The organism is Sphaerisporangium fuscum (genome assembly GCF_018531465.1).
Lineage (GTDB): Bacteria > Actinomycetota > Actinomycetes > Streptosporangiales > Streptosporangiaceae > Sphaerisporangium > Sphaerisporangium fuscum.
The window spans coordinates 333,248-354,423 of the sequence record NZ_JAHDTF010000005.1; the positions used below are offsets into that span (position 1 = coordinate 333,248).

Below are 21,176 nucleotides of genomic sequence, written 5' to 3' on the forward strand. Positions count from 1 at the left end.
GCCTGACAAACGTCCAGAAAGGGTACGAATGCGGACACTACCCCCACGGTTATTGCTGATCATCGGCGCCGCCTGCACGGGCGTCGCCGTGGTCGCCCTGGTGATGCTGTCCGCTGCGGGAATCCTGGAACCGGTCCCGGCGGTCCAGATCGCCCTCGCCGTCGTCACGCTGGCCGCCGCGGCCGTGATCGTCATGAGCGGGCGCAGGACCGACGGCAAGGCTCTGCGGATCGACGCGCGGACCAAGCGGCACGAGGCCGCTCTCGCCAGGACCGAGCAGAGCCTGGCGAAGCTGGCCGGCTCGCTCGACGAGTTCACCGGGCGCCTTGAGGAGGCCGGCCGCCTGCAGGCGCGTGGCGTGCTGGCCGCGCTCGGCGAGGACCGCATGGAGCTCGCCGCGCAGGCCGAGCGGCTCGAACTGCTCGCCGGCACCGTCGCCCGGATCGACACCACGGTCCGGGAGAGCGCCGCCGACCTCGACGAACTGCGCAAGCTCCGCCACGACCACGAGCAGCTCGCCACGGTCACCGGCGGGGCCGCCGCGGCCGTACGGCACCTGGGCGAGCGGCTCGACACGCTGGAGACCACGCTGCGCGAGGGTCAGGCCGACCTCGCCGGATCGGTGCGGCAGACCTACGCGCAACTGGAGGCGCTGGTCGACCTCAGGGCGCTCCTCCAGCCACGCGCCCCGCTGCCCCGGCTGCGCGGCTGGGCGGCCTCACCCGACGTCCTTCGCCTGCTCATCGAGCGGATAGCGGTGGATCGCCCCGGTCTCGTCGTCGAATGCGGCAGCGGTTCGTCCAGCGTGTGGCTGGGGTACGCCGTGCAGCGTTCCGGCGGCGGGCGCGTCGTCGCGCTGGAGCACGACGAGCGGTTCGCCGAGACGTCCAGGGACCTGGTCGCCGCCCACGGCCTTCAGGACGTCGTGGAGATCCGCCACGCTCCTCTGACCCCGTGGACGTCCGAAGAGGCGGAGACGATCCCCTGGTACGACACCTCGGCCGTGAGCGACCTGACCGAGATCGGCCTGGTCTTCGTGGACGGGCCTCCCGGGGCCACCGACCCGCTGGTGCGCTACCCCGCCGTGCCCGTGCTGCTCCCGCGCTGCGCGGACGGCGCGTGGATCGTCCTGGACGACACCGCCCGCCCGGCCGAGCGCGAGGTGGCCGACCGCTGGCTCCGGGAGCGCCCCGAGCTCGCGGGCACGTCGTACCCGGCCGAGAAGGGCGCCATGGTGTTCAGGCGGACCCCCCGATGAAGTCCGCAGGGATGACGGCCGAGCTGACCAGGGCGGGCGGCAAGGTCGCGGTCGCCGTCGCCGGGGTCGACGCCGCGGACCTCGACGGCCTGCTCCCCGGCGTGCCGTTCGAGGCGGCCGACGTCGACAGCATGAGCCCGCAGGCGTGGGCCACCTCCGACCCTTCCGCCGTGGTCGTCGTCGCCCGGACCCCCACCGACCTGCGCCGCGCCGTCACGCTCGGCGGGGCCCTCCCCGCCGCCCCCATGGTGGGGGTGATCGTGGTGGAGACCCCGCCCTGGTGCGACGCCCCCGGCGTGCCGCTGTCGCCCGGCCTCGGCCGCAGGTTCCTGCGCGACGTCGGCGTCTCGCGGTACGGCCACACCGGCTGGCGCGTCAAGGCGCGCTTCTCCCACCCCCGTCCGGCGGGCGAGGTCGCGGCGGCCGTGGCCAGGAGCTTCGGCGGGCACCACCTGAACGGCTATCCCCTGCCCATGGCCGGGCTCGCCGGGGCGGGGCTCGCCGGCTGGCGCCCCGGGGACCCCAACGTGACCTTCGCCGACGAGAGCGGACCGGCCCCCGACCGCTCCGGTGTCCAGGGCGCCGACCTCGCCGTCCGGGCCGTGCGGCTGACGGAACCGGACAGCGCCCCGGCCGGCTGGGCGGACGACCGGATTGCCGTCGTGGAGCACGCCACCGACCTCACCTGGGAGCGTTTCGGCTCTCCCGGCGGGTACGGCGCGGTGCGGCTCGCCGCGCTCGAACCCGACGACGTGCCGCCGGTCGACGAACGCTCGGTCAACCCGCGCGGCTTCCTGCGGACCCCCGAACGACCGGTCGCCGACCTCGTGCAGCACGACGGACGTTGGGAGGTCCGCCTCGACGGCGAGACCCTCGTCCGCCTGGCCGCCTCCGGAGGCGTGACGGACGCCGACGTCGGCCGCCTGCGCCCCCTGCGCGGGCTGCGGGTCTCCTGGCGGCCCGCCCACACCGGGCCGGTCGCCGCCGCGCACGCCCTGGCGGGCCTGGCCGCCGCCGGGGTCCCCCTGCTGTCCGAACGCCCCCCGGTCTGGGCCGCCCGCGCGCTCGGGCGCGAGCTGGCCGCGCGGCTCACCGCCGCGACCGAGCAAGAACTGGCCGACGACCTGCGCCGGGAGGAGCACAGCGTACGGCTGCGCCGCCTCGCGCTGCGCGGCCACGGCGCCACGGCCCGGTGGCGGGCCCTCTCCGCGCGCGCCGGGATCGCCCTGCCGCCCGACCCCACCATCTCGGTGATCATGTGCACGCGCCGCCCGGACTTCGTGCCGTTCGCCCTCGGCCAGATCGCCCGGCAGCGGGGGGTGGAGCTGGAACTGATCCTGACCCTGCACGGGGTACCGGCGAGCACCCCGCAGATCGCACGGGCGGTGGAGGAGTTCGGCCGTCCCGTCACGGTGGTCGAGGCGGAGGCGTCCCTGCCGTTCGGCGTCGTGCTGAACCAGGCGGCCGCCCGGGCGACCGGCTCGTTCATCAGCAAGTGGGACGACGACGACTGGTACGGCCCCGACCACCTGGCCGACATGATGCTCGCCCACTCGTACTCGGGGGCGGAGCTGGTGGGCGCCGCCTCGGAGTTCTTCTACCTGCAGCAGATCGACCTCACCGTCCGGCGGGAGTGGGTCGCGGAGACGATGTCGAACCACGTGGCGGGCGGCACGTTCGTGGTGTCGCGGTCGGCCTTCGAGGCGCTCGGCGGCTTCCGGCCGGTGGCGCGCTCGGTCGACGTCCAGTTCTTCCAGGACCTGCTGTGCGCCGGCGGCGCGATCTACCGCACGCACGGCCTGGGTTTCGTCGCGCGCAGGGCGGCAAGAGGGCGGCACACCTGGCAGGAGCCGGTCGGGTACTTCCTGGCCCGGGCGAAGCAGCAGTGGCGTGGATTCCGGCCGAGCCGGTTGGTGGAGTGGGAGCGGTGAACAGATGAGAAGGCAGCCGAGGATCCGGCACAACGACTACGGCGTGCTGGAGCCGCCGGAGCCGGGGGCCTGGGAACCGCGGCTGTCGGTCAGCGTGGTGATCGCCGCCTACGGCCACCAGGACAAACTCGACCTGACCCTGGCCGCCCTCGCCGCCCAGAGCTATCCCGGGCACCTGATGGAGGTCGTGGTCGTCGACGACGGGACGGCCCCGGCCCTGCGCCTGCCGGAGATCGTTCCGGAGAACACCCGCCTGGTCACCACCGAGCCGGGCTCGCGGGGCAGGTCCAACGCCCGCAACGCCGCGCTGGCCCTGGCGGACGGCGACGTGATCCACTGGCTGGACGCCGACATGGTGACCTTCCATGACGAGGTGGAGGCGCACATGCGCTGGCACCACCTGGCCGACTACCTCGTGGTCATGGGTTATGTCCGCTATGTCGACTACGAGCGGGGTACTCCGACGGCGGCCCAGGTGCACGCGGCGGTGGCGGCGCGCGCCACCGAGACGCTCTTCGACGAGGCCGCGAGCGAGCCGCACGCCTGGATCGTCGACCTCGCCGAGCGCACCGACGGCCTGCGCACCGCGGGCGACTCCGCCTACCGCGTCCACGTCACCAACGCGGCCTCGGTGAACGCCCGGCTGCTGCGCGAGGCCGGGCCGCTCGACACCCGGCTCGTGCTCGGCGAGGACAGCGAGCTCGGCTACCGGCTGGCCCAGTGCGGCGCGGCGTTCGTGCTCGCCCCCGAGGCGCGCAGCCGCCACCTCGGCCACTCGATGATGATGCGCGACGGCGAGCAGGTCAGGCGGTACAACCAGGTCTTCGTCCCCGACCACATCCCGCACATGCGGTGGCTGCGCACCCACCCGCGCCGCCAGTGGCTGGTGCCATACGTCGAGGTGGTCGTGGAGGCCGCCGGGGCGTCGTACGAGGACGTCCGGGCCACCGTGGACGGCTTCCTGGCCGGCAGCCTGAACGACATCCAGGTCACCCTGGCCGGGCCGTGGGACTCCCTGCGGGAGGACCGCCGCAACCCGCTCGACAGCCCGCAGCTCGACCTGCTGCTCGTCCGGGGGCTCTACCGCGGCGATCCGAGGGTCCGGTACGTCGAGGAGGTGCCGGCGACGGCGGCCCCGGTGCCGTACCGCATGCTGTGCCCGGCCGGATGGGTGCCGGGCCCGGAGACGCTCCGGCGGCTGGTCGACGAGGCCGCCGGGCACGGGCACGGGCTGGTCAGCGTCGCCCTCGACGAGACGGACGAGGTGATCGCCGCCCGCCTGGAGCACACCGGCGCGTTCGCCCGGGCCGCCCTGGTCCGCGAGGAGGGCGAGCCGCTGGACGCCGCCGTCCACGAGGTGCACGGCACGCACTGGCTGGACGGCCGGACGTTCGGCTTCCTCCCGGCGGCCGAGGCCGAGCCGCCGAAGCGGGGCAAGATCGAGGACCCGGCGCTCAAGCGGGAGGTCACGCGGCTGCGCGCCGAGAACGCGCGGCTCGCCGAGCAGGTCGCGGCCCTCACCCGGGAGGCGGCCGCCCGCGACGAGGACCCGGCGTCCGTACCGAGGCAGAGAGGGCCGAGGTCGCTGCTCAGGCGCCTGCGCTGAGGCGCGGAGCGGGCCCCGCCCCGGTGTGAGCGGGCGGGGCCGGTCGGAAGGGGCCGCCGACGACGTCCCCGAACAGCCGTACCTGGACCCCGCTCGCCGCCAGCCATCCCAGCAGCCCGTCGAGCACCCGTGGGCTGACGCCGAACGGGTCGCAGCCGTCGCACACGTTGTGGAACTGGTAGGTCACAAGGCCTCCGCCGCGCTTCTCGGCCTGCGTGACGTACTCCTTGAGGGTGTCCAGGGTGACGGTGGCGCGTACGGCGGGCAGGCTGCGCAGGCGGTAGTGGTCGGTCCTGGTGACGTCCTCCGAGCGGGCGCACTTCGGGCACGGGTCGCTCGGCGGCGCGATGCCGCCCGACCGCCGGGCGCTGTCATACCCGCACTCGCGGGCGAGGGTCATCGTCGTGGCGTCGAACATGCCGTACGGGTAGGCGAACGAACGCGGCTTGTACCCCATGTCGATCAAGGCGCGGCGGTCGTCGCAGATCTCCCGCCGCTGGGCCGCCTCCGGGAGCGTCGGCAGGCGCGGGTGGGTGAGGGTGTGCCCGCCGATCTCGTTCCCGGCGGCCACCAGACCGTCCACCTGCGCCTTGGTCAGGCGCTTGGGACGGCCGAGGAAGCCGCTGTTGATGTAGAAGGTGCCGGTCAGGTGGTGCTTCCGCAGGAGCTCCGCGGCGGTCGACTGGGTGGCCCAGCCGTCGTCGAAGGTCAGCGCGACCACCGTCCTGGCGGCGCCGGGCGGCCGTTCGCCCGCCTTCTCGCCACCGCAGGCCGTGGTCACCAGGGTCAGCAGCGCGGCCAGCGTCACGGCGACGCACCGGGAGACGGAGAGGGACACTTCTCTGCTCCTTCGTGGTCTTACGTGAGTCTTCGCACGAGCAACCACGTCACCGTATCCGACGATTCTCGGCTTTCTTCCCCATCGCTTCGCCTGTCGGCGAAGGGCTATGCCGCTTCGGGCCGATCACAGGGTAAGACTGTGCCATGGAAACGCACGAGAACCTTCTCGCCGGGCCGCCGCCGACCTACCTACCGGACACCCCGGAAGCGAGGCAGGCCCTCGAATCCGGGGCCAAGGCCAGCGACGTCGCGGCCCGCTTCCCCGCCCACTCCGCGGCCTGGGCGGCGCTCGCCGACGAATACTTCACCGCCGGGCACGCCGTCACCTCCTACGCCTTCGCCCGTACCGGCTACCACCGGGGGCTCGACCAGCTGCGCCGCGCCGGTTGGAAGGGTCACGGGCCGATCCCGTGGGAGCACGAGCCCAACCGTGGTTTCCTGCGCTGCCTGCACGCCCTCAGCCGCGCCGCCCAGGCGATCGGTGAGAAGGACGAGGCCGAGCGGTGCGCGCAGTTCCTGCGCGACAGCAGCCCGGAGGCGGCCAAGGCGCTCAACTCGCAGTGACCCCGTCCGGGCGCCACAGCGGCGAGCCGGCCTTGTGGCGCCCGGCGGTCCCTGGGGAAATTTGACCGGAACACGGGATTTCTCTGGTACGTACTAGACCACATAAGGCGTTGTCGTCTCTTGTCGGGGAAACAGGAGATACGACGACAGGCATCGATGTGGACGGAGAACGCGCCCCAGAAATCCAGCGGCCGACCGGGTGCCCGCAGGCGGAACGTTTGCGAGCGCTCGAGGCCATGGACGACGACCTGACGGCGACCGAGGTGCTGCTGGCCGCGCTGCACCACGCCGTGGCCACCCTCGGAGGGCTGGGCGGCATGGCCCACCTGGCCGGGCCCCGCGGCGACCACACCCTGCGCCTGGTCGCGATCACCGGGTTGCCCCGATCCCTCACCCGGACCTTCGAGAGCATCAAGCAGGACGGACCCGCCGTCCCCGCCCGCGCCGTCCGTGACGAGGCGCTGGTGTGGTCCTCGGCGGCCGACACCCCCTCGCCTCGGCCCGACGGCACCGGAACGGTGGCCGTCCCGCTGCCCGGCGCCGACGGCCCGCTCGGCGTGCTCACGGTCCTGACCCTCACGCCCGGCGAGCCCTCCGAGGAACAACAGGTGTTCCTCCGCACCGTGTCCCGCTGGGCGTCCGACCGTCTGCGCGGGACGTCCCCACTCTGGGATGCCGCGCAGGCCCGCGCCGCGCTCGACCGCGTCGCCGGGGCCGTCCGGTACATGAGCGACGGCTTCGTCGTCATGGACGCCGACGGCCGGATCACCTTCCTCAACCTGGAGGCCGAGCGGCTCCTCGGCCCCTCCCGGCGGCTGCTCGGGGCCGTCCTGTGGGAGCTTCCCGCCATCACCGCGCCCGACCTGGAGAACCGCTGCCGCCGCGCGCTCCGGGAAGGGACACCGAACGGCTTCGACGTCGAGTGGCCCTCCGACGGAAGGTGCTACCACCTGCGCCTGGTGCCGGTGCCCGACGGGCTGACCCTGTTCATCACCGACGTCACCGAGAAGCGGAGGCGGGAGGCCGAGGAGCTGGAGGAGGCGCGCATGGTCGCCGAGCGCGCCGCCCACATGGGGGACCTCACCCGCGCGCTCGCCTCGGCGCTGACCCTGCACGACGTGGTCACCGTCGCCGCCGACCGCCTGGGGCCGCTGTTCGACGCGACCGGGCTGACCGTCCACCTCCTCGAAGAGGGCCGCCCGCGCCTCATCGGCCTCTCCGGTTACCCCGAGGAGGCGGTCGACCTGCTGGACGCGCGATACCCGCCGAAAATCAACGCCGTCAGCCGCACCCTCGAAACCCGCGCGCCCATCTTCGTCAGCTCTCCTGAGGAGTACCTCCGCCTGTTCCCCGAGCTGACCGAACTCCTCTCCGTCTCCGGGAAGCAGGCCTGGGTGTACCTTCCCCTGATCGCCTCCGACCGCCCGATCGGCTGCTGGTGCATCTCCTTCAGCCGGCCGCGCCGTTTCCCGGAGGAGGAGCGCACCCTCCTGAACGCGCTCAGCGGCATGATCGCCCACGCTCTGGAGCGCGCCCGCCTCTACGAGGCCGAGCACGCACGCGCGCAGGAGCTGCAGCGCGGCCTGCTCCCCCGCGAGCTCCCCGCCCTGCCCGCGCTCGCCGCCGCCGCCCGCTACCTGCCCGCCGGGAAGGAGATGGAGGTCGGCGGCGACTGGTACGACATCATCCCTCTGTCGTCTGAAAGGGTGGCGGTCGTCATCGGCGACGTGATGGGCCACGGCGTGCCGGAGGCGGTCACCATGGGACGCCTGCGCACCGCCGTCCACACCCTGGCCGATCTGGAGCTTCCTCCCGAGGAGATCCTCTACCACCTGAACGACCTCGTGACGAACCTGGGGGACGACTCCTTCGCCACCTGCCTCTACGCCCTGTACGACCCCAGCACGCGCGGGTGCACGATCGCGTCGGCCGGGCACCCGCCGCCCGCCGTCGTCCACCCCGACGGCACCGCGCACTTCCCGGACATACCGGTCAACCCGCCGCTCGGCGCCGCCCAGCCGCCCTTCGAGACCTTCGACATGCGGCTGCCCGACGACGCCCTGCTCGTTCTCTACACCGACGGGCTGGTGGAATCCGCCGTCCGCGACATCGACGAGGGGATGACCCTGCTCGTCCGCACCCTCGCCGCGGCGTGGCGGCAGAGCGCCCTCCGGCCCGGCGACGAGGAGCTGGACCGCGTGTGCGACCACGTCACCTCGGCCCTGCTCCCCGCCGAGCAGCAGACCACCGACGACGCGGCGCTGCTCGTCGCGCGCATCGGATCGCTCGCCCGCGAGGACGTCGCCGCCTGGTCGCTGCCCGAACACCCCACGGCCGCCTCCCTCGGCCGCGAACACGTCCGCGAGGCGCTTTCGGCCTGGGGCCTCGACGATCTCACGATGACCACCGAGCTGCTGGTCAGCGAGCTGATCGGCAACGTCGTCCGCCACGCGAAGGGCCCCATCGAGCTCCGCCTGCTGCGCGGCCGCAGCCTGATCTGCGAGGTGACCGACGGCAGCCTCACCACTCCCCGCATCCGCCGCGCCTCCCCGACCGACGAGGGAGGACGGGGCCTGCAGCTCGTGGCGGCCCTGTCGCAGCGCTGGGGGACCCGCTACACCACCGAGGGCAAATGCATCTGGACCGAGCAGCCCCTGCCCGGGGACCCGTCCGACCTGGACTTCGCGATGTCACGCTTGGGCCCATTAGCCATGCTCGGGTAGTCTCTCAACGCAAGAGCCCCTGTCGCGCTTGCGCCAGGGGTTTCGTTATTGTGCGCGGGAGTAACCATGCCGGCTGTCGTTCTCGTGGGCGCCCAGTGGGGCGATGAGGGCAAGGGTAAGGCCACCGACCTTCTGGGCGGCGAGGTCGACTACGTCGTCCGCTACCAGGGCGGCAACAACGCGGGGCACACCGTCGTCATCGGCGACCAGAAATACGCGCTGCACCTGCTGCCCACCGGCGTGCTCTCGCCGGACGTGGTCCCGGTGATCGGCAACGGCGTCGTCATCGACCCCGGGGTGCTCCTGTCGGAGATCGACGGGCTGAAGGAGCGCGGCATCACCTGCGAACGGCTGCTCATCTCGGCCAACGCGCACCTGATCATGCCCCACCACAAGGCCCTCGACAAGGTCACCGAGCGCTACCTCGGCAAGTCCCGTATCGGCACCACCGGCCGCGGCATCGGCCCGGCGTACGGCGACAAGATCGCCCGCATGGGTGTCCGCGTGCAGGACCTCCTCGACCCCGGCATCCTGGGCAAGAAGATCGAGGTCGCGCTCAACGAGAAGAACCAGGTGCTCACCAAGGTCTACAACCGCAGGGGCATCGACGCGGCCAAGGTCCTGGAGGAGTACCTCGGGTACGCCGAGCGGCTCAAGCCGCACATCGCCGACACCTCGCTCATCCTGAACAAGGCCCTCGACGACGGCAAGGTCGTCCTGCTGGAGGGCGGCCAGGGCAACCTGCTCGACATCGACCACGGCACCTACCCGTTCGTCACCTCGTCCTCGCCCACCTCGGGCGGGGCGTGCATCGGCTCGGGCATCCCGCCGACGCGGCTCACCCGCGTGATCGGCATCCTCAAGGCGTACACCACGCGCGTCGGCTCCGGGCCGTTCCCGACCGAGCTGACCGACGAGATGGGCGACTGGCTGCGCACCACCGGCGGAGAGTACGGCGTGACCACCGGCCGCAACCGCCGCTGCGGCTGGTTCGACGCGATCATCGCCCGGTACGCCACCCGGGTCAACGGCGTGACCGACTTCTTCCTCACCAAGCTCGACGTGCTGTCCGGGCTGGAGCGCATCCCCGTCTGCGTGGCCTACGAGGTCGACGGCGTGCGCCACGACGAGATCCCGATGACCCAGACCGACTTCCACCACGCCAAGCCGATCTACGAGGAGTTCCCCGGCTGGCAGGAGGACATCACCGAGGCCAAGTCCTTCGACGACCTGCCGAAGAACGCCCAGGACTACGTCCGCGCCCTGGAGGAGCTGAGCGGCGCGCCCATCTCCGCCATCGGCGTCGGCCCCGGCCGCACCCAGACCCTCTCCATCCGTCCCCTGGTCTGACCCACCACGGCGGCCGCCTCCGCAGGCGGCCGCCCCTGGTCTACCTCAGGCCGAGCGAGCGGCGGGTCTCCAGGTCGGCGAGGAGTTCGTCCCATTGGGCGCCGACCGCGTCCAGGTCGTACCGCGTGACGGTGCGCAGCGCGTTCTCGCCGAGCTTGTGGCGCAGTTCCTCGTCCTCGATGAGGCGGCAGATGCCCGCTCCCAGGTCCGCGGCCTTCTTCGAGGTGATCAGCAGGCCGTCGTGGCCGTCGGTGATGATCTCGCGGGGGCCGTTGGGGCAGTCGAAGCTGACGACGGGCAGGCCCTTGCTCATCGCCTCCAGGATCGTCATGCCGAACCCCTCGTAGCGGGAACTCACGACGTAGATCGACGACTTGGCCAGTTGGACGCCGACGTTGGCCGTACTGCCCATGAGGAAGATCTTGCCGGACAGGCCGGCGTCGTCGATGCGGGCCTGCAGCCGCTCGCGCCGCTCCTGGGTGCCGTCCCCGTAGATCCGCAGGACCCAGTCCGGGTGGGCCTCGGCCACGACCTTCCAGGCGTTGACCAGCCGGTCGAACCCCTTGGCGTACACCAGGCGGCCGATGCTCACCGCCGTCTTCTCCTCCAGCATCGAAACGCCGCCGTCGAGCTCGTGGATGGCGTTGGGCATCCGCAGCAGGCGCGCCGGCGGGTCGTTCCTCAGCAGCTTGGCGTACTGTTCGCGGTCGGCCTCGGTGAGCGTCAGGAACGCGTCGAACCGGCCGTACCGCCTCTTGAACAGCGCACGCATGGCGGGCGAGTGCACCTTCAGCGTCACGTGCTCCTGCCCGATCGTGATCACCTCGGGAGGGGCGAAAAGGCTCGTGATCAGGGTGAACGCGGGACGGGTGGCGATGACGACCCCGCCGCGCATCGACCGCAGGCAGGCGATCAGCCGCAGCTCGGTCCAGAGTGTGAACGAGTGCCTGGCGTTCTCGTCGTCCGGGACGAACCGGCTGGGGAAGCGGGAGAGCAGGCGGCCGAGCCACCCGGCGGGCCGGGTCCTGTCGTCCAGGAACCTCACCCGCACGCCCGGCGGGACCTCGAAGAACGGCTGCTCGGCGGTGCGCACGGCACTGATGATCTCCACGTCCCGCTCCCGGGCCAGGTACCCGGCGAGGTTGAAGACGGTACGGATTGTGCCGCCCATGCCGTAGGCGTGCAGCAGCAGGATGCGGACCGTCCTTGTGTCGGGGGCGGGCGCCCGGCGGGCCCGGGCCGCGTTGACCAGGGCGAGCAGCCGGAACGCGGCGCGCGCCGGGGCCGTTCGCACCTTGGCGAGCAGCTTTCCGAGAGGTCGAGCAAACAAGCGATAGCTCCGTCCTGAGGTGCGTGACATGAAGTCGCGGTGGGGCGGGGTTCCACGCTCCGCACAAGGAAGGAGGGCCGTCACGGACGCGACGGCCCCCGTGGGCCTGTGCGTGCACTACGCCTTAAGAGTGGAGAAGCGGACCGAAAGGTTGCCTCGGCGGGACGCCGAAGGCGGATGGAATCGGAAGTGGCCGGTCAGGCGCGCTCGGGCGGAAGGTCCAAGGACGTCCTCCGCTCCGAGCTCAGGCCGGGCACCCCGTGCCTGCCCATTTGGAACCAGCCCCATCGGAGGTCGTCGACTTTCATCATCTTTCCCCCAAATCCGTAGACATGGCATTCGATCCACTTCCCTCCCAGCGGGTTTGTAACGATTCGATCTCCACGAACCACATCCGGCCAGGTCCGCGCCACCGTTCACGAGAGCTTGGGCGGATACCCCGCGGGGATGTCGGGAACCTGTGGCTCGACGCCCGTCCAGCCGACCTCGAGGTAGGTCGTGGTCCGGGTCTTCCCCAGGACCGGCTCGCCTTTGTCCCTGACCGTCTCCTCCGCGGACAGGACCTGCCCCGTGCGGGGATCGATGATCAGATTCGTGACGTTCCCGTCCTGGGATTCGACGATGGAGAACTCCACCCCCGCCCTTCCCTGTTCGTCCCGGGCGTCGCCGACGTACCGGACGTTCGGCAGTCCGGCGAGAGCCCGGTACGCGGCGGCGCGCACCTTCGGCGGCGCGGGCACGTCCAGCACAAGCGTCTGGGACAGCGTGATCGCGAGGTGGTATTCCCGGGCGGAAGGATCCGTCGTCCTCCCGAGCGTCTCCCGTACCCAGGCCGTCAGGGCGGCCGGATCCTCCGGCAGCGCCCGCACCTGCGCGTACGTCAGCTCCCGGCCGGCGATCAGGAAGTCGACCTTCGGGTCACCCCCCGTCACCATGTACTTCCCGTCGGGACGGTAGCTGACCTCCCCCCTGCGCATCTGCGTCAGCGCCCCCTTGTCGGGCGCGAGGGAGAGATGCTCGACGAGCTTCGGCTCCATCGTCCTGTCCCACTGTGACGGCGACCCGTCGCGGCGCCAGGCCTCCAGGTCGGCCGGGGTCTTCGGCACCACCCCGAGCTTCCGTTCGCCCACCCACGACTCGCCGTCGCGCGTGGTCCAGTGCTCCCGGAGCTCCGACGCCTCCACCCAGTACTTGTTCGCCCCCTCGCCCAGCTGCTTGCCGAAGGTGTAGTGGCCGAACTCCCTGACGTGCCAGTACTCGCCCGTGGTCTCCGGAGTCGACTCCGCCTGGTCGGCTATGCGCAGCAGCACGTCCTTGCCCGTGAGGGACGCCGTCGCCGTCGTGTCCCGGGAAGCGTCGAGACGGGCGGACAGCTCCGGTACGGCCACGGTGACCGTCGCCACGGCCGCCACCACGGCGAGACCGGCCGCCACCGCCTTCCACGGCGACCGGCGCCGCCCTTCTCCTCGCGCCCCCATCTCCTGGTCCAGGCGCACGCGGACCCGCGACTGGAGGAACGGGTCGAGCGGGGGGTTGCCATACAGATCCCGTACGGCCGAGATCTCATCCATGACCCGTCTCCCTCAGGTCGAGCAGCGGATTGGTGTCCCCCAGCACCTGGCGTAACTTCTTCCTCGCCCTGTTCAGGCGCGACCCCACCGTCCCGTACGGGATCCCGAGCGCCGTCGCGATCTCGTCGTGGCTGAGCCCGGCGAGCGCCACCAGGAGCACCACGTCCCGGTCCCCCCGGCTCAGGCCCGCCATCGCCCGCGCGAGTTTCGGCCGCATGGTCTCCGCGCTCACCTGCGCGGCCACCCGATCCTCGTGCCCCTCGGTGTCGCGCTCCGGGGCGAACCGGCCGAGGGCCCGCAGCGCTCGCATCTCCGAGCGCCGCTGCCGCCCGATCAGCTTCGTCGCGATGCCGTACAGCCAGGCCCGCACGCTCGCGCGCGACGGGTCGTACCGGTCACGCTTGCGGAACGCGGTCAGGAACGTCTCGGCCACCACGTCCTCGGCGTTGTCCGGGCCCAGCCGCCGGGCCACGTAGCTGTGGATCTCCCCGCCGTAGGTGTCGAACACCGCGCCGAAGCTCTCGGGCTCGCCCCAGGACAGCCGGACGAGATAGGCGTCCGCGGGGGCCGGGTCCCTGGCCCTGGCCGCGGCGCTCACCGCCGGTTCCTCGTCATGTGGTCCTCCGTCGCTCGGGACGGCCGCCCGCCGGGGACGACCGTCATCCATGTCTCTCCCGATGTCCCGATCCGCTTTCACGCCTGCCGCATGGGGCCCCGGCTCCTCCCGCACGGCCCCGCCTGAACATGACCGAGCAGAGCGGACGATAGGGTGCGCCATTGTGCAGGTGGAGATTCACGGCCATCGGGGGGCACGGGGCCTGCGCCCGGAGAACACCCTCCCCGGTATGGCCCACACGCTGGAGCTCGGCGTCCACGCGATCGAGCTCGACGTCGCGCTGACCGCCGACCGGCAGCTCGTGCTCACCCATGATCTGACCGTCTCGGCCGTGACCAGCGTCGACACGGCGCCCGCGACCCCCGCCGACCCGGCGTTCCCCTACGTCGGCAAGCCGATCCGTTCCCTTTCGCTGGCCCAGCTGCGCACCCTCGACGTCGGGGTACGCCGGCCGAAGACCAGGGCCGACCGTTTCGTCGGCACCCAGCTCCCGATCCCCGGCACGCGCATGCCCACTCTCGGGGCCGTGCTCGGCCTTCTTGCGGCATACGGCGCCGACGGCGTGCGGCTGAACGTCGAGATCAAGTCCGACCCGACCCGGCCCGACCTGTCGGGGGACCCACGGCAGGCGACCGAGCTGGTGGTGGCCGAGCTCGACCGGCACGACCGGCTCGGCGACGCCGCGATCCTCAGCTTCGACTGGCGCGTCCTGCGGGCCGCGCAGGATCTGGCGGCACGGCGCTACGCCCTGGTCGAGAAGGCCACGCTGAAGTCGTCGTGGCTCGGGCTGAGCTACAAGAAGGACTTCGGCGGAGACATCGCGGCGGCGGCCGCCTCGATCGGGGCCACCACGCTCTCGCCCGACAAGGTGCTGGTGGACGAGCTGCTCATGTCCCAGGCGTCCGCCGCCGGGCTCCCGGTCGCGGTGTGGACGGTCAACGACCCCGACGAGGCGTCGCGGATGATCGACCTCGGCGTGGCGGCCGTCGTCACCGACTACCCCGACCGCATGCGCGAACTGTGGGCACAGCGCGGCCTGTCCCTGCCGCTGCCGGTGCCCGCCCCGCGTCCCGTCTCCGCCTGACCGGCGCGTCACAACATCAACTGGAGCGCTCGCGGGAGTATCGTGCGAGGAACTGAAGTGGCGGGCTCGACCGGCCGCCGCCCGCACATCCCCCACCGGAGGTCGCCAATGCACGGGGAGCCGTCCATCTCCAGCTGGGCCGTCGAACGCTTCGGCGACCGGGCGGCGACGGTGAGACGGCGGCTCGCCGCGTCCCTCCTGGAGGCCGCCGGCAACGCCCAGGACGCCCAGAAGTGGTCCAGGAGCGACAAACGGTACGCCTATGGGTACACGCTGATGGCCCGCCGGTACGAGGCGCTGGTGACCGGGCTGCGGGACGAGCCGGGGTTCCAGGTGGTCCGGCCGTACCGCTCGCCCCACTACCTCGTGGTGCTGAACGGCAACCTGCTGCTGCCCTTCCGGTACGCCGAGGACGAGACCACCCCCATCGGCGAGGCCCGCATCGGCGACGGCCGCATCTCCGCGCTGGTGCGCGAGCTGTTCGCCCGGTTCGGCGCGCGCACCACGTTCCACCAGGAGGAGCTCGACCTCGGCGTCGAGGAGGAGCCCGAGCTCGGCGACGTGCGTCCCCTGATCACCGAGCTGCCCGGGGACACCCGGCTGATCCCCGTCGCGTACGCCGCCAACGCCCAGGTCAGCCTGCTCAAGCTCTACTGGGGCGAGGCCGAGCTGGTCGACGAGATGGGCCGCATCCACTGGACCCACTGCGAGCAGATCCCCCTGGCGGCGTCCTCGCCGTGGGTGCCGCAGGCCCTCCCGGCGGCGGAGCCGGGCGCGCGCTTCGACCAGGGCGCCGAGCCGGGTCTCCCGCTGGGCGCGCGTCCCGCGGTCGAGCGGGCCAATGGCAAGATCTTCCCTGTGAACAGCGAGAGCGCCCCCGAGGTCACGCAGGTCGCCTACGCCGATGAGCGACCGTAACCGGAGCCGTCCGTTCGGCGGTTCCACGTACGGCACGCCCACCCCGCAGGCGGTGGCCGACGCCTTCGACCAGGCCCGGCTCACGCAGGCGCGACGGCTCGCCGGCATGACCAAGAAGGATCTCGCCGAGCGCGTCGGCGTCACCCCGGCCGCCGTCGGACAGTACGAGACGGGCATGACGCATCCCCGTCCCGACCTGATCCCCCGCCTGGCCGACGCCCTGGGCGTCCCCCTGGCGTTCTTCCTGTCGGGACGGCCGCACGCCAAGCTCGACGGGTCCATGGCCCACTTCCGGAGCCTGCGCTCCACCCGGGTGTACCAGCGGGTCAAGGCCGTGGCGTTCGTCGAACAGGTCTGGGAGCTGACCCACGCCCTGGAGAAGCGCGTACGGCTGCCCCGCGTCGACCTTCCCGGCTTCTCGGGGGGCGAGGTGCACTCGGGGGTCGAGCTGCCCGGTGACCCGGCCGCCGCCGCCCGTGAGCTGCGCCGCCACTGGGGGCTCGGCGCCGGGCCGATCGCCCACCTCGTGCGGCACATGGAGGCCCACGGCATCGTCGTGGTGCTGCCCCCGCCCGACGAGGACGCCACCACGGTCGACGCCTTCTCGACCTCGCAGCTGCCCCGGCCCATCATCGTCCTCACGGCCAACCGCTTCGACGACATCCACCGCTACCGTTTCACCGCGGCCCACGAGCTCGGGCACCTCGTCCTGCACGGCGACACGGCGGCCGGGGACGTCCAGCAGGAACGCGAGGCCGACACCTTCGCGGCCGAGTTCCTGACGCCGCGCGAGAGCATCCTCCCGGAGTTGCCGCGCCGCCTCGACCTGCGCCGGCTGGCCGAGCTGAAGAACACCTGGGGCGTCTCGGTCGACTCCCTGCTCTACCGCTGCCGGGAGGTCGGCCTGATCTCCGACTCCTCGGCCGGCCGGGCCTACCAGCGGCTGGCCGCCCTGCGCGACCAGCCGGGCTTCGCCAACGAGCCCATCACCGGCTATCCCGGCGAGCACCCCGTCATGCTCCGCCAGGCCTTCGACCTGGCCGTGGCCGAAACCGGCCTCACCATGCCCGCGCTGGCCGCCCAGCTCGCCTGGCCCGTCCCCCGCGTCCGTGAACTGCTCGGCCTCCAGGACACGCGCCCCAAACTCCACCTCGTCCCGTAAGGTGGTGATCATGGTGAGTGCTGAGCGGATGGCCGAAGCGTTCGACGAGCTGGCCGGCGGCTACGACGACGATCACCATGACGAGATCGCTCATGCCTTGCTCGAACTCGTGGCGCCCGGCGAGGACGGCGAGATCGCCGACGTCGCGTGCGGGACCGGGGCCGTCGCTCTGGCGGTCGCCGGGAACCGGCGTCCGGGGGCCTCGCCGATCCTCGCCGTCGACCTCTCCGAGGGGATGGTCGCGGCCGGCAGAGCGCGCGCCGTACGGCTCGGCCGCGCTCAGGCGATCGACTGGCGCGTCGGGCCGGCGGTGCCGCTGCCCGTCGCCGACGGCAGCCTCGACCTGGTCCTCTGCGCCTCGTCTCTCCACTTCCTGGGCATGCGCGCTCTGACCGACTGGCGACGCGCCCTCCGGCCCGGGGGGCGCGTGGGCTTCACCCTGCCGGTGGCCTCGCAGTTCCGCCCCTCGGGCACGTTCGCCGCCCTCGTCGCCACCGACCTCCCTCTGCCGCGGACCTCCGAGGACGCGGTCGCCCTCGCGACGGCGGCCGGCTTCACGGAGGCCGACGCCCGCGAGATCACCGTCGGCTCCCGCTCGGTCGTCCTGACGGTCGCGACCAGCCGGACGCCCCTCGCCCTGAGCTAGAAGCCGCCCCAGGCATCTCCGGCGCGGACGGTCAGGCGACGGGGACCCAGGTGAACCGGCCGTCGGGCCGGCGCTCGGCGTGTCCGAAGACCACGTCGGCGAAGTGACCGCCGTAGCCGATGGTGTCGGGGCGGCTCAGCTCTTCGACCAGGCGGCGGCGATGACCGGCGGATTCCGAGGGGTCATGGTCGATCCCGCACGACCATTCGGGGTGGGTGACCTGGACCGGCGCGTGCAGTGCGTCGCCGAACGCGACGAGCCGCCGGCCACCGCCGGTGATGACGTAGGCCGTGTGGCCGACGGTGTGGCCGGCAGCGAACGACGCCCGCACGCCGGGGAAGATCTCCTCACCGTCCTCGGCCGTGCGGACGCGGGGAGCGAAGGCCGCCAGACGTTCCTCGGTCGCGCCGCCCTCGGCGGCCAGGTCGCGCCGCTCCCACTCGGGCGCCGCGAGGAAGTGGGTGGCGTGCGCGAACGGCGGCGTGCCGGTGCCGGGCGCGGGGCTCCACGCCCAGCCCAGGTGGTCGGTGTGCAGGTGGGTGAGGGCGACGGCCTCGATCCGGTGTGGCTCGCGCCCCAGCCGCCGCAGGTTCTCCAGCAGTTCACCGCCGTACAGGCGCCCCAGGAGCGGGTTGGCCGGGTCGTCGGGGTAGGACTCGGGCCCGAACCCGGTGTCGATGAGCAGCGCCCGGTCACCCCGCTCGACGAGCAGCGCGCCGATGCCCGCGACCAGGAGACCGTCGTCGTCGAGGTGGTCGCGGTAGGCCGCCCAGTCGGCGGCCGTGGCGGCCGGCAGCCAGCCCCGAGGCTTGAGCCTGACCAGCCCGTCCGGGACGTAGGTGATCGTCAGGTCGCCCAGGCGGAGCGAACGAATCCTCGGTGCGCTGGTCAGCCGCTTGTGGTCGAAATCGGTGATCGTGGCCATGGTCATGTCTCCGTCCTCGTAAGGATGCCGCCGGGCGGCTGCACGGAGCAAAAGTTACAACTAGAAGAGTTCTAGTTGCAATCATTCAAGTTGCAGTAGACTTGGCCCGTGAGCACCGAGCGTGAGACACGGACCGAGGGCGACCGCCTGCTGTGCGGGCTGGTCACCGGCCTGGCCAAGCAGATCGAGGCCCATCTTCGAGGTCACGCGTCCACCCTCGGCCTGACCGCCTCACAGGGGGTCGCGCTGCGAGAGCTGAACCGCCCCCTGACCCTGCGCGAGCTGGCCGATCGGATGAGCTGCGAGCCTTCCAACGCCACCTTCGTCGCCGACCGCCTCGAAGAGCAGGGTTACCTCGAACGCCACCCCCACCCCGGCAACCGCCGCGCCAAGCAGCTCGTCCTCACCCCTGAGGGCGCCGCACTCCGCGAACGCCTCCTCGAGCTGCTCTCCGAAGATTCCCCCCTGGACCCCCTGTCCTCCGAAGAACAGGACGTCCTGCAGCGCCTTCTCGCCCGCGCCGTCACGCGCTGACCCGCTCCGGCGGCGCCCACCAGCCGCTCCTTCTGACGGCTACTCGGCGGCGGCCTTCGCGATGCGCCTGCGGACGAACCTGCGCGCGACGGACGCGAACGGGGCGGTGAGGCCCCAGAGGATCATGGTGTAGGGCACCCACCAGACGAAAGCGATCGTGACCACCCAGTACGCGGTGACGACCCACGAGAGGGTGGCCTCCGTATCATGCTCCCCCACGTCCACGTGCGGCAGCAGCAGTCCGTCCCGCCCTACGGCCGTCAGGATCACCGAGCGGCAGAGCAGCAGGGCGGCCACTGTCACGGCGTACAGCAGGGCGGCGAACGGGTTGCCGGAGTGGTGGCCGAGCACGGTCGTCGGGTACGGCAGGAAGCCGATCAGCAGCAGGAGCGGGAAGTGCCACCCGACCACCGCGGGCGACAGCCGCCCGATGCGGTCGAAGACGGTGTGATGAGCACGCCAGACGATCCACAGCACGAAGAACGCCAGAAGGTAGGCGACGAAGGCGCCGCTCTGGTCTGCCACGAAGCGCCAGAGGTTCAGGGCGGCGTCGAGCTTGCCGACACCGTCACCGACGTCGAACCCCTTGTCGGTCTCCGGCGGCCGGGGGATCTCGATCACCAGCAGCGTCATGGCGATCGCGAAGACGGCGTCAGTGAAGAATCCAACCCGTTCCGGGGTGAACCCGGCAGGGACGGGGGCCTCATGCGTCATTGTGCGGTTCCAGAGTACGGGGGGGTGGGAAGCGATCCTATCGCCACGTCTCCTCGTGAACGGCCGGCCGGCGGTCCCGGAACCTCGTCCCCGCCCCCTGATCGGCCGGCTCACCCGAGCCACGCAAGGTGCCGGCTCGGCCTCGGCAGGCCGTCGCCGCCCCGAGAGCGCGGCCTCGGCAGCCCGTCGCCGCCCCGAGAGCGGTACGCGGTCAGGAGGTCGGTTCGTCCGTCGCGAGCGGTGACGGGTCGGTGCGGAGGCGGCCGTAGAAGTAGCCGTCGCGCCACTGGCCGGCGCGGAACTCCACCGAGCGCAGCACGCCCTCCAGCCGGAAGCCGGCCTTCTCCAGGGATTTCTGTTCCGCGATGTTCTCGGGGTGGGTGGCGGCCTGGATGCGTGGGGTCGGGGTGTGGGTGAAGAGGTAGTCGCACAGCATCGCCTGGGCGCGCCAGCCGATGCCGCGGCCGCGCCATTCGGGCAGCAGGGCGATCCCGATCTCCCAGTACTTGGCCACGCCGACGCCGGTGGCGATCCAGCTGACGACCCCGGCCGCGGCCTTCTCGTCCTCCCCGACCTCGACGATCAGGCGGCTGTCCTCCGCACCGAGGTAGCCGTCGGTGGCGAAGCGCCGGGCAGGGGCCTGGGCGTCCCGGAAGCCGGTCCAGTCGAGCCCGATCAGACCCGGCTCGGTGGCGAACCGCCGGAACATCTCCAGATCATCCTCGGCCACGGGCCGCAACCGCACCGAGAGCTCGGTCATGCCATCGCCTCCGTTCACGTGGACGAACCGGGACACCGCAACTCTACCTCCAGTTGATCTTCACGACATCGGCCCGCGACGGGGCCGGAGGCCGAGCCCGCCTCCCGGCATCACGACTCCCCTTTCGCGCCCCACGGGTGCTCGATGGTTTTCGGGGTCTCCGCCATAGCGTTCACGCTCAATTCATTGCAACGAGTCGGCGAAGAGCGTTGCATTAATCTCGAAGACCGTTGCAACACTTTTCGTGGTTCTACCTGCATAGATACAGGTTTCGAGCAACGCGAATGTTGCGGTGAACTGGAAAGCAACGTAGCGTTTCCGATGTCAGAAACAACAGGGACCACACCAGAAGCACACGGAGCACACCATGCAGAAGTTCGACACCCCCACCCCGATCACCACCGTCCTGGACATCCCCGCCGGACGCGTCCAGCTCATCACCGCCGACCGCACCGACACCACCGTCCAGATCCAGCCCGCCACCGCCTCCAAGAGCCGCGACGTCAAAGCAGCCGAACAGACCACCGTCGAATACACCGACGGCGTCCTGCGCATCACCACCCCGATGAACAACCAGTACCTCGGCCCCACCGGAGCCATCGAAGTCACCGTCAAACTGCCCACCGGCTCCCACATCCAAGCCA

The 21,176-nt window shown here is 71.8% G+C and carries 18 protein-coding genes and 1 pseudogene; 12 read left to right on the forward strand and 7 right to left on the reverse strand.

Annotation, left to right across the window (positions count from 1 at the left end):
- Window positions 1-52: 52 nt before the first annotated feature.
- Genes KIK05_RS08915 through KIK05_RS08925 form a run of 3 tightly spaced genes read left to right on the forward strand, consistent with a single transcriptional unit; the run spans window position 53 to window position 4,795 of the window.
- Window positions 53-1,258 (forward strand): class I SAM-dependent methyltransferase, encoded by a 1,206-nt coding sequence (locus KIK05_RS08915; protein WP_250562432.1) that lies wholly within the window; start codon window positions 53-55, stop codon window positions 1,256-1,258.
- Entirely contained in the window at window positions 1,255-3,189 is a 1,935-nt protein-coding gene (locus KIK05_RS08920) for a glycosyltransferase (protein WP_214410100.1), read from the forward strand. The genes KIK05_RS08915 and KIK05_RS08920 overlap by 4 nt, the downstream gene beginning before the upstream one ends.
- Before the next feature lie 4 nt (window positions 3,190-3,193).
- The gene (locus KIK05_RS08925; protein WP_250562433.1) at window positions 3,194-4,795 is read left to right on the forward strand and encodes a glycosyltransferase; all 1,602 of its coding nucleotides are present in this window, start codon (window positions 3,194-3,196) and stop codon (window positions 4,793-4,795) included.
- On the opposite strand, the gene KIK05_RS08930 is transcribed toward KIK05_RS08925, so the two are convergent.
- Window positions 4,779-5,633 (reverse strand): polysaccharide deacetylase family protein, encoded by an 855-nt coding sequence (locus KIK05_RS08930; protein ID WP_214410101.1) that lies wholly within the window; start codon window positions 5,631-5,633, stop codon window positions 4,779-4,781. The genes KIK05_RS08925 and KIK05_RS08930 overlap by 17 nt on opposite strands.
- A gap of 146 nt (window positions 5,634-5,779) precedes the next feature.
- On the opposite strand from KIK05_RS08930, the gene KIK05_RS08935 reads away from it, so the two are divergent.
- From KIK05_RS08935 to KIK05_RS08945, 3 genes are all read left to right on the forward strand, one after another.
- The gene (locus KIK05_RS08935; protein WP_214410102.1) at window positions 5,780-6,199 is read left to right on the forward strand and encodes a DUF3151 domain-containing protein; all 420 of its coding nucleotides are present in this window, start codon (window positions 5,780-5,782) and stop codon (window positions 6,197-6,199) included.
- Between the two features lie 218 nt (window positions 6,200-6,417).
- Window positions 6,418-8,922 carry an ATP-binding SpoIIE family protein phosphatase gene (locus tag KIK05_RS08940; protein WP_214410103.1) on the forward strand — a complete coding sequence of 835 codons (2,505 nt, stop codon included), beginning with the start codon at window positions 6,418-6,420 and terminating at the stop codon, window positions 8,920-8,922.
- 66 nt (window positions 8,923-8,988) lie between these two features.
- A complete protein-coding gene (locus tag KIK05_RS08945) occupies window positions 8,989-10,272 on the forward strand; it encodes an adenylosuccinate synthase (RefSeq protein ID WP_214410104.1) in 1,284 nt (427 codons plus the stop codon).
- Window positions 10,273-10,312: 40 nt separating this feature from the next.
- Here KIK05_RS08945 and KIK05_RS08950 read toward each other — a convergent pair whose 3' ends face one another.
- The 3 genes from KIK05_RS08950 to KIK05_RS08960 form a co-directional block, all read right to left on the reverse strand.
- Window positions 10,313-11,602 (reverse strand): glycosyltransferase family 4 protein, encoded by a 1,290-nt coding sequence (locus tag KIK05_RS08950; protein ID WP_250562434.1) that lies wholly within the window; start codon window positions 11,600-11,602, stop codon window positions 10,313-10,315.
- 416 nt (window positions 11,603-12,018) lie between these two features.
- Entirely contained in the window at window positions 12,019-13,173 is a 1,155-nt protein-coding gene (locus KIK05_RS08955; RefSeq protein WP_214410106.1) for a CU044_5270 family protein, read from the reverse strand.
- The gene (locus KIK05_RS08960) at window positions 13,166-13,771 is read right to left on the reverse strand and encodes an RNA polymerase sigma factor (RefSeq protein WP_308249823.1); all 606 of its coding nucleotides are present in this window, start codon (window positions 13,769-13,771) and stop codon (window positions 13,166-13,168) included. The genes KIK05_RS08955 and KIK05_RS08960 overlap by 8 nt, the downstream gene beginning before the upstream one ends.
- A 187-nt stretch (window positions 13,772-13,958) precedes the next feature.
- On the opposite strand from KIK05_RS08960, the gene KIK05_RS08965 reads away from it, so the two are divergent.
- The 4 genes from KIK05_RS08965 (at window position 13,959) to KIK05_RS08980 (ending at window position 17,599) form a co-directional block, all read left to right on the forward strand.
- Entirely contained in the window at window positions 13,959-14,873 is a 915-nt protein-coding gene (locus KIK05_RS08965) for a glycerophosphodiester phosphodiesterase family protein (protein WP_308249825.1), read from the forward strand.
- A gap of 108 nt (window positions 14,874-14,981) precedes the next feature.
- Entirely contained in the window at window positions 14,982-15,791 is an 810-nt protein-coding gene (locus KIK05_RS08970; protein ID WP_214410109.1) for a hypothetical protein, read from the forward strand.
- Window positions 15,778-16,953 carry a helix-turn-helix domain-containing protein gene (locus KIK05_RS08975; protein ID WP_214410110.1) on the forward strand — a complete coding sequence of 392 codons (1,176 nt, stop codon included), beginning with the start codon at window positions 15,778-15,780 and terminating at the stop codon, window positions 16,951-16,953. Before KIK05_RS08970 ends, KIK05_RS08975 begins: the two co-directional genes overlap by 14 nt.
- 10 nt (window positions 16,954-16,963) lie before the next feature.
- Complete coding sequence (locus KIK05_RS08980; RefSeq protein WP_214410111.1) at window positions 16,964-17,599, forward strand: class I SAM-dependent methyltransferase; 636 nt, start codon at window positions 16,964-16,966, stop codon at window positions 17,597-17,599.
- A 31-nt stretch (window positions 17,600-17,630) separates the two neighbouring features.
- On the opposite strand, the gene KIK05_RS08985 is transcribed toward KIK05_RS08980, so the two are convergent.
- Window positions 17,631-18,530, reverse strand: a complete 900-nt coding sequence (locus KIK05_RS08985) for an MBL fold metallo-hydrolase (RefSeq protein WP_214410112.1) — start codon at window positions 18,528-18,530, stop codon at window positions 17,631-17,633.
- A 102-nt stretch (window positions 18,531-18,632) separates the two neighbouring features.
- Between KIK05_RS08985 and KIK05_RS08990 the strand changes: the two genes are divergently transcribed.
- On the forward strand, window positions 18,633-19,058 hold the full coding sequence (locus KIK05_RS08990) for a MarR family winged helix-turn-helix transcriptional regulator (RefSeq protein ID WP_308249824.1): 426 nt from the start codon (window positions 18,633-18,635) through the stop codon (window positions 19,056-19,058).
- 39 nt (window positions 19,059-19,097) lie between these two features.
- Here the strand turns inward: KIK05_RS08990 and KIK05_RS08995 are convergent, their stop codons facing one another.
- Together KIK05_RS08995 and KIK05_RS09000 are read right to left on the reverse strand one after the other, a co-directional pair.
- Window positions 19,098-19,772: a TMEM175 family protein gene (locus tag KIK05_RS08995; RefSeq protein WP_214410113.1), complete on the reverse strand. Its 675-nt coding sequence runs from the start codon at window positions 19,770-19,772 to the stop codon at window positions 19,098-19,100.
- Window positions 19,773-19,983: 211 nt separating this feature from the next.
- Entirely contained in the window at window positions 19,984-20,532 is a 549-nt protein-coding gene (locus KIK05_RS09000) for a GNAT family N-acetyltransferase (RefSeq protein ID WP_214410114.1), read from the reverse strand.
- Between the two features lie 367 nt (window positions 20,533-20,899).
- On the opposite strand from KIK05_RS09000, the pseudogene KIK05_RS09005 reads away from it, so the two are divergent.
- Window positions 20,900-21,176 (forward strand): annotated as a pseudogene (locus tag KIK05_RS09005) (DUF4097 family beta strand repeat-containing protein); the annotation flags it as partial.

Bases quoted from the DNA above. Each gene is read 5' to 3' on its own strand.
- KIK05_RS08985 (WP_214410112.1), bottom strand. From the start codon at position 18,530: ATGACCATGGCCACGATCACCGATTTCGACCACAAGCGGCTGACCAGC.
- KIK05_RS08980 (WP_214410111.1), top strand. From the start codon at position 16,964: ATGGTGAGTGCTGAGCGGATGGCCGAAGCGTTCGACGAGCTGGCCGGC.
- KIK05_RS08955 (WP_214410106.1), bottom strand. From the start codon at position 13,173: ATGGATGAGATCTCGGCCGTACGGGATCTGTATGGCAACCCCCCGCTC.
- KIK05_RS08925 (WP_250562433.1), top strand. From the start codon at position 3,194: ATGAGAAGGCAGCCGAGGATCCGGCACAACGACTACGGCGTGCTGGAG.
- KIK05_RS08995 (WP_214410113.1), bottom strand. From the start codon at position 19,772: ATGACGCATGAGGCCCCCGTCCCTGCCGGGTTCACCCCGGAACGGGTT.
- KIK05_RS08920 (WP_214410100.1), top strand. From the start codon at position 1,255: ATGAAGTCCGCAGGGATGACGGCCGAGCTGACCAGGGCGGGCGGCAAG.
- KIK05_RS08935 (WP_214410102.1), top strand. From the start codon at position 5,780: ATGGAAACGCACGAGAACCTTCTCGCCGGGCCGCCGCCGACCTACCTA.
- KIK05_RS08975 (WP_214410110.1), top strand. From the start codon at position 15,778: ATGAGCGACCGTAACCGGAGCCGTCCGTTCGGCGGTTCCACGTACGGC.
- KIK05_RS08970 (WP_214410109.1), top strand. From the start codon at position 14,982: ATGCACGGGGAGCCGTCCATCTCCAGCTGGGCCGTCGAACGCTTCGGC.
- KIK05_RS08945 (WP_214410104.1), top strand. From the start codon at position 8,989: ATGCCGGCTGTCGTTCTCGTGGGCGCCCAGTGGGGCGATGAGGGCAAG.
- KIK05_RS09000 (WP_214410114.1), bottom strand. From the start codon at position 20,532: ATGACCGAGCTCTCGGTGCGGTTGCGGCCCGTGGCCGAGGATGATCTG.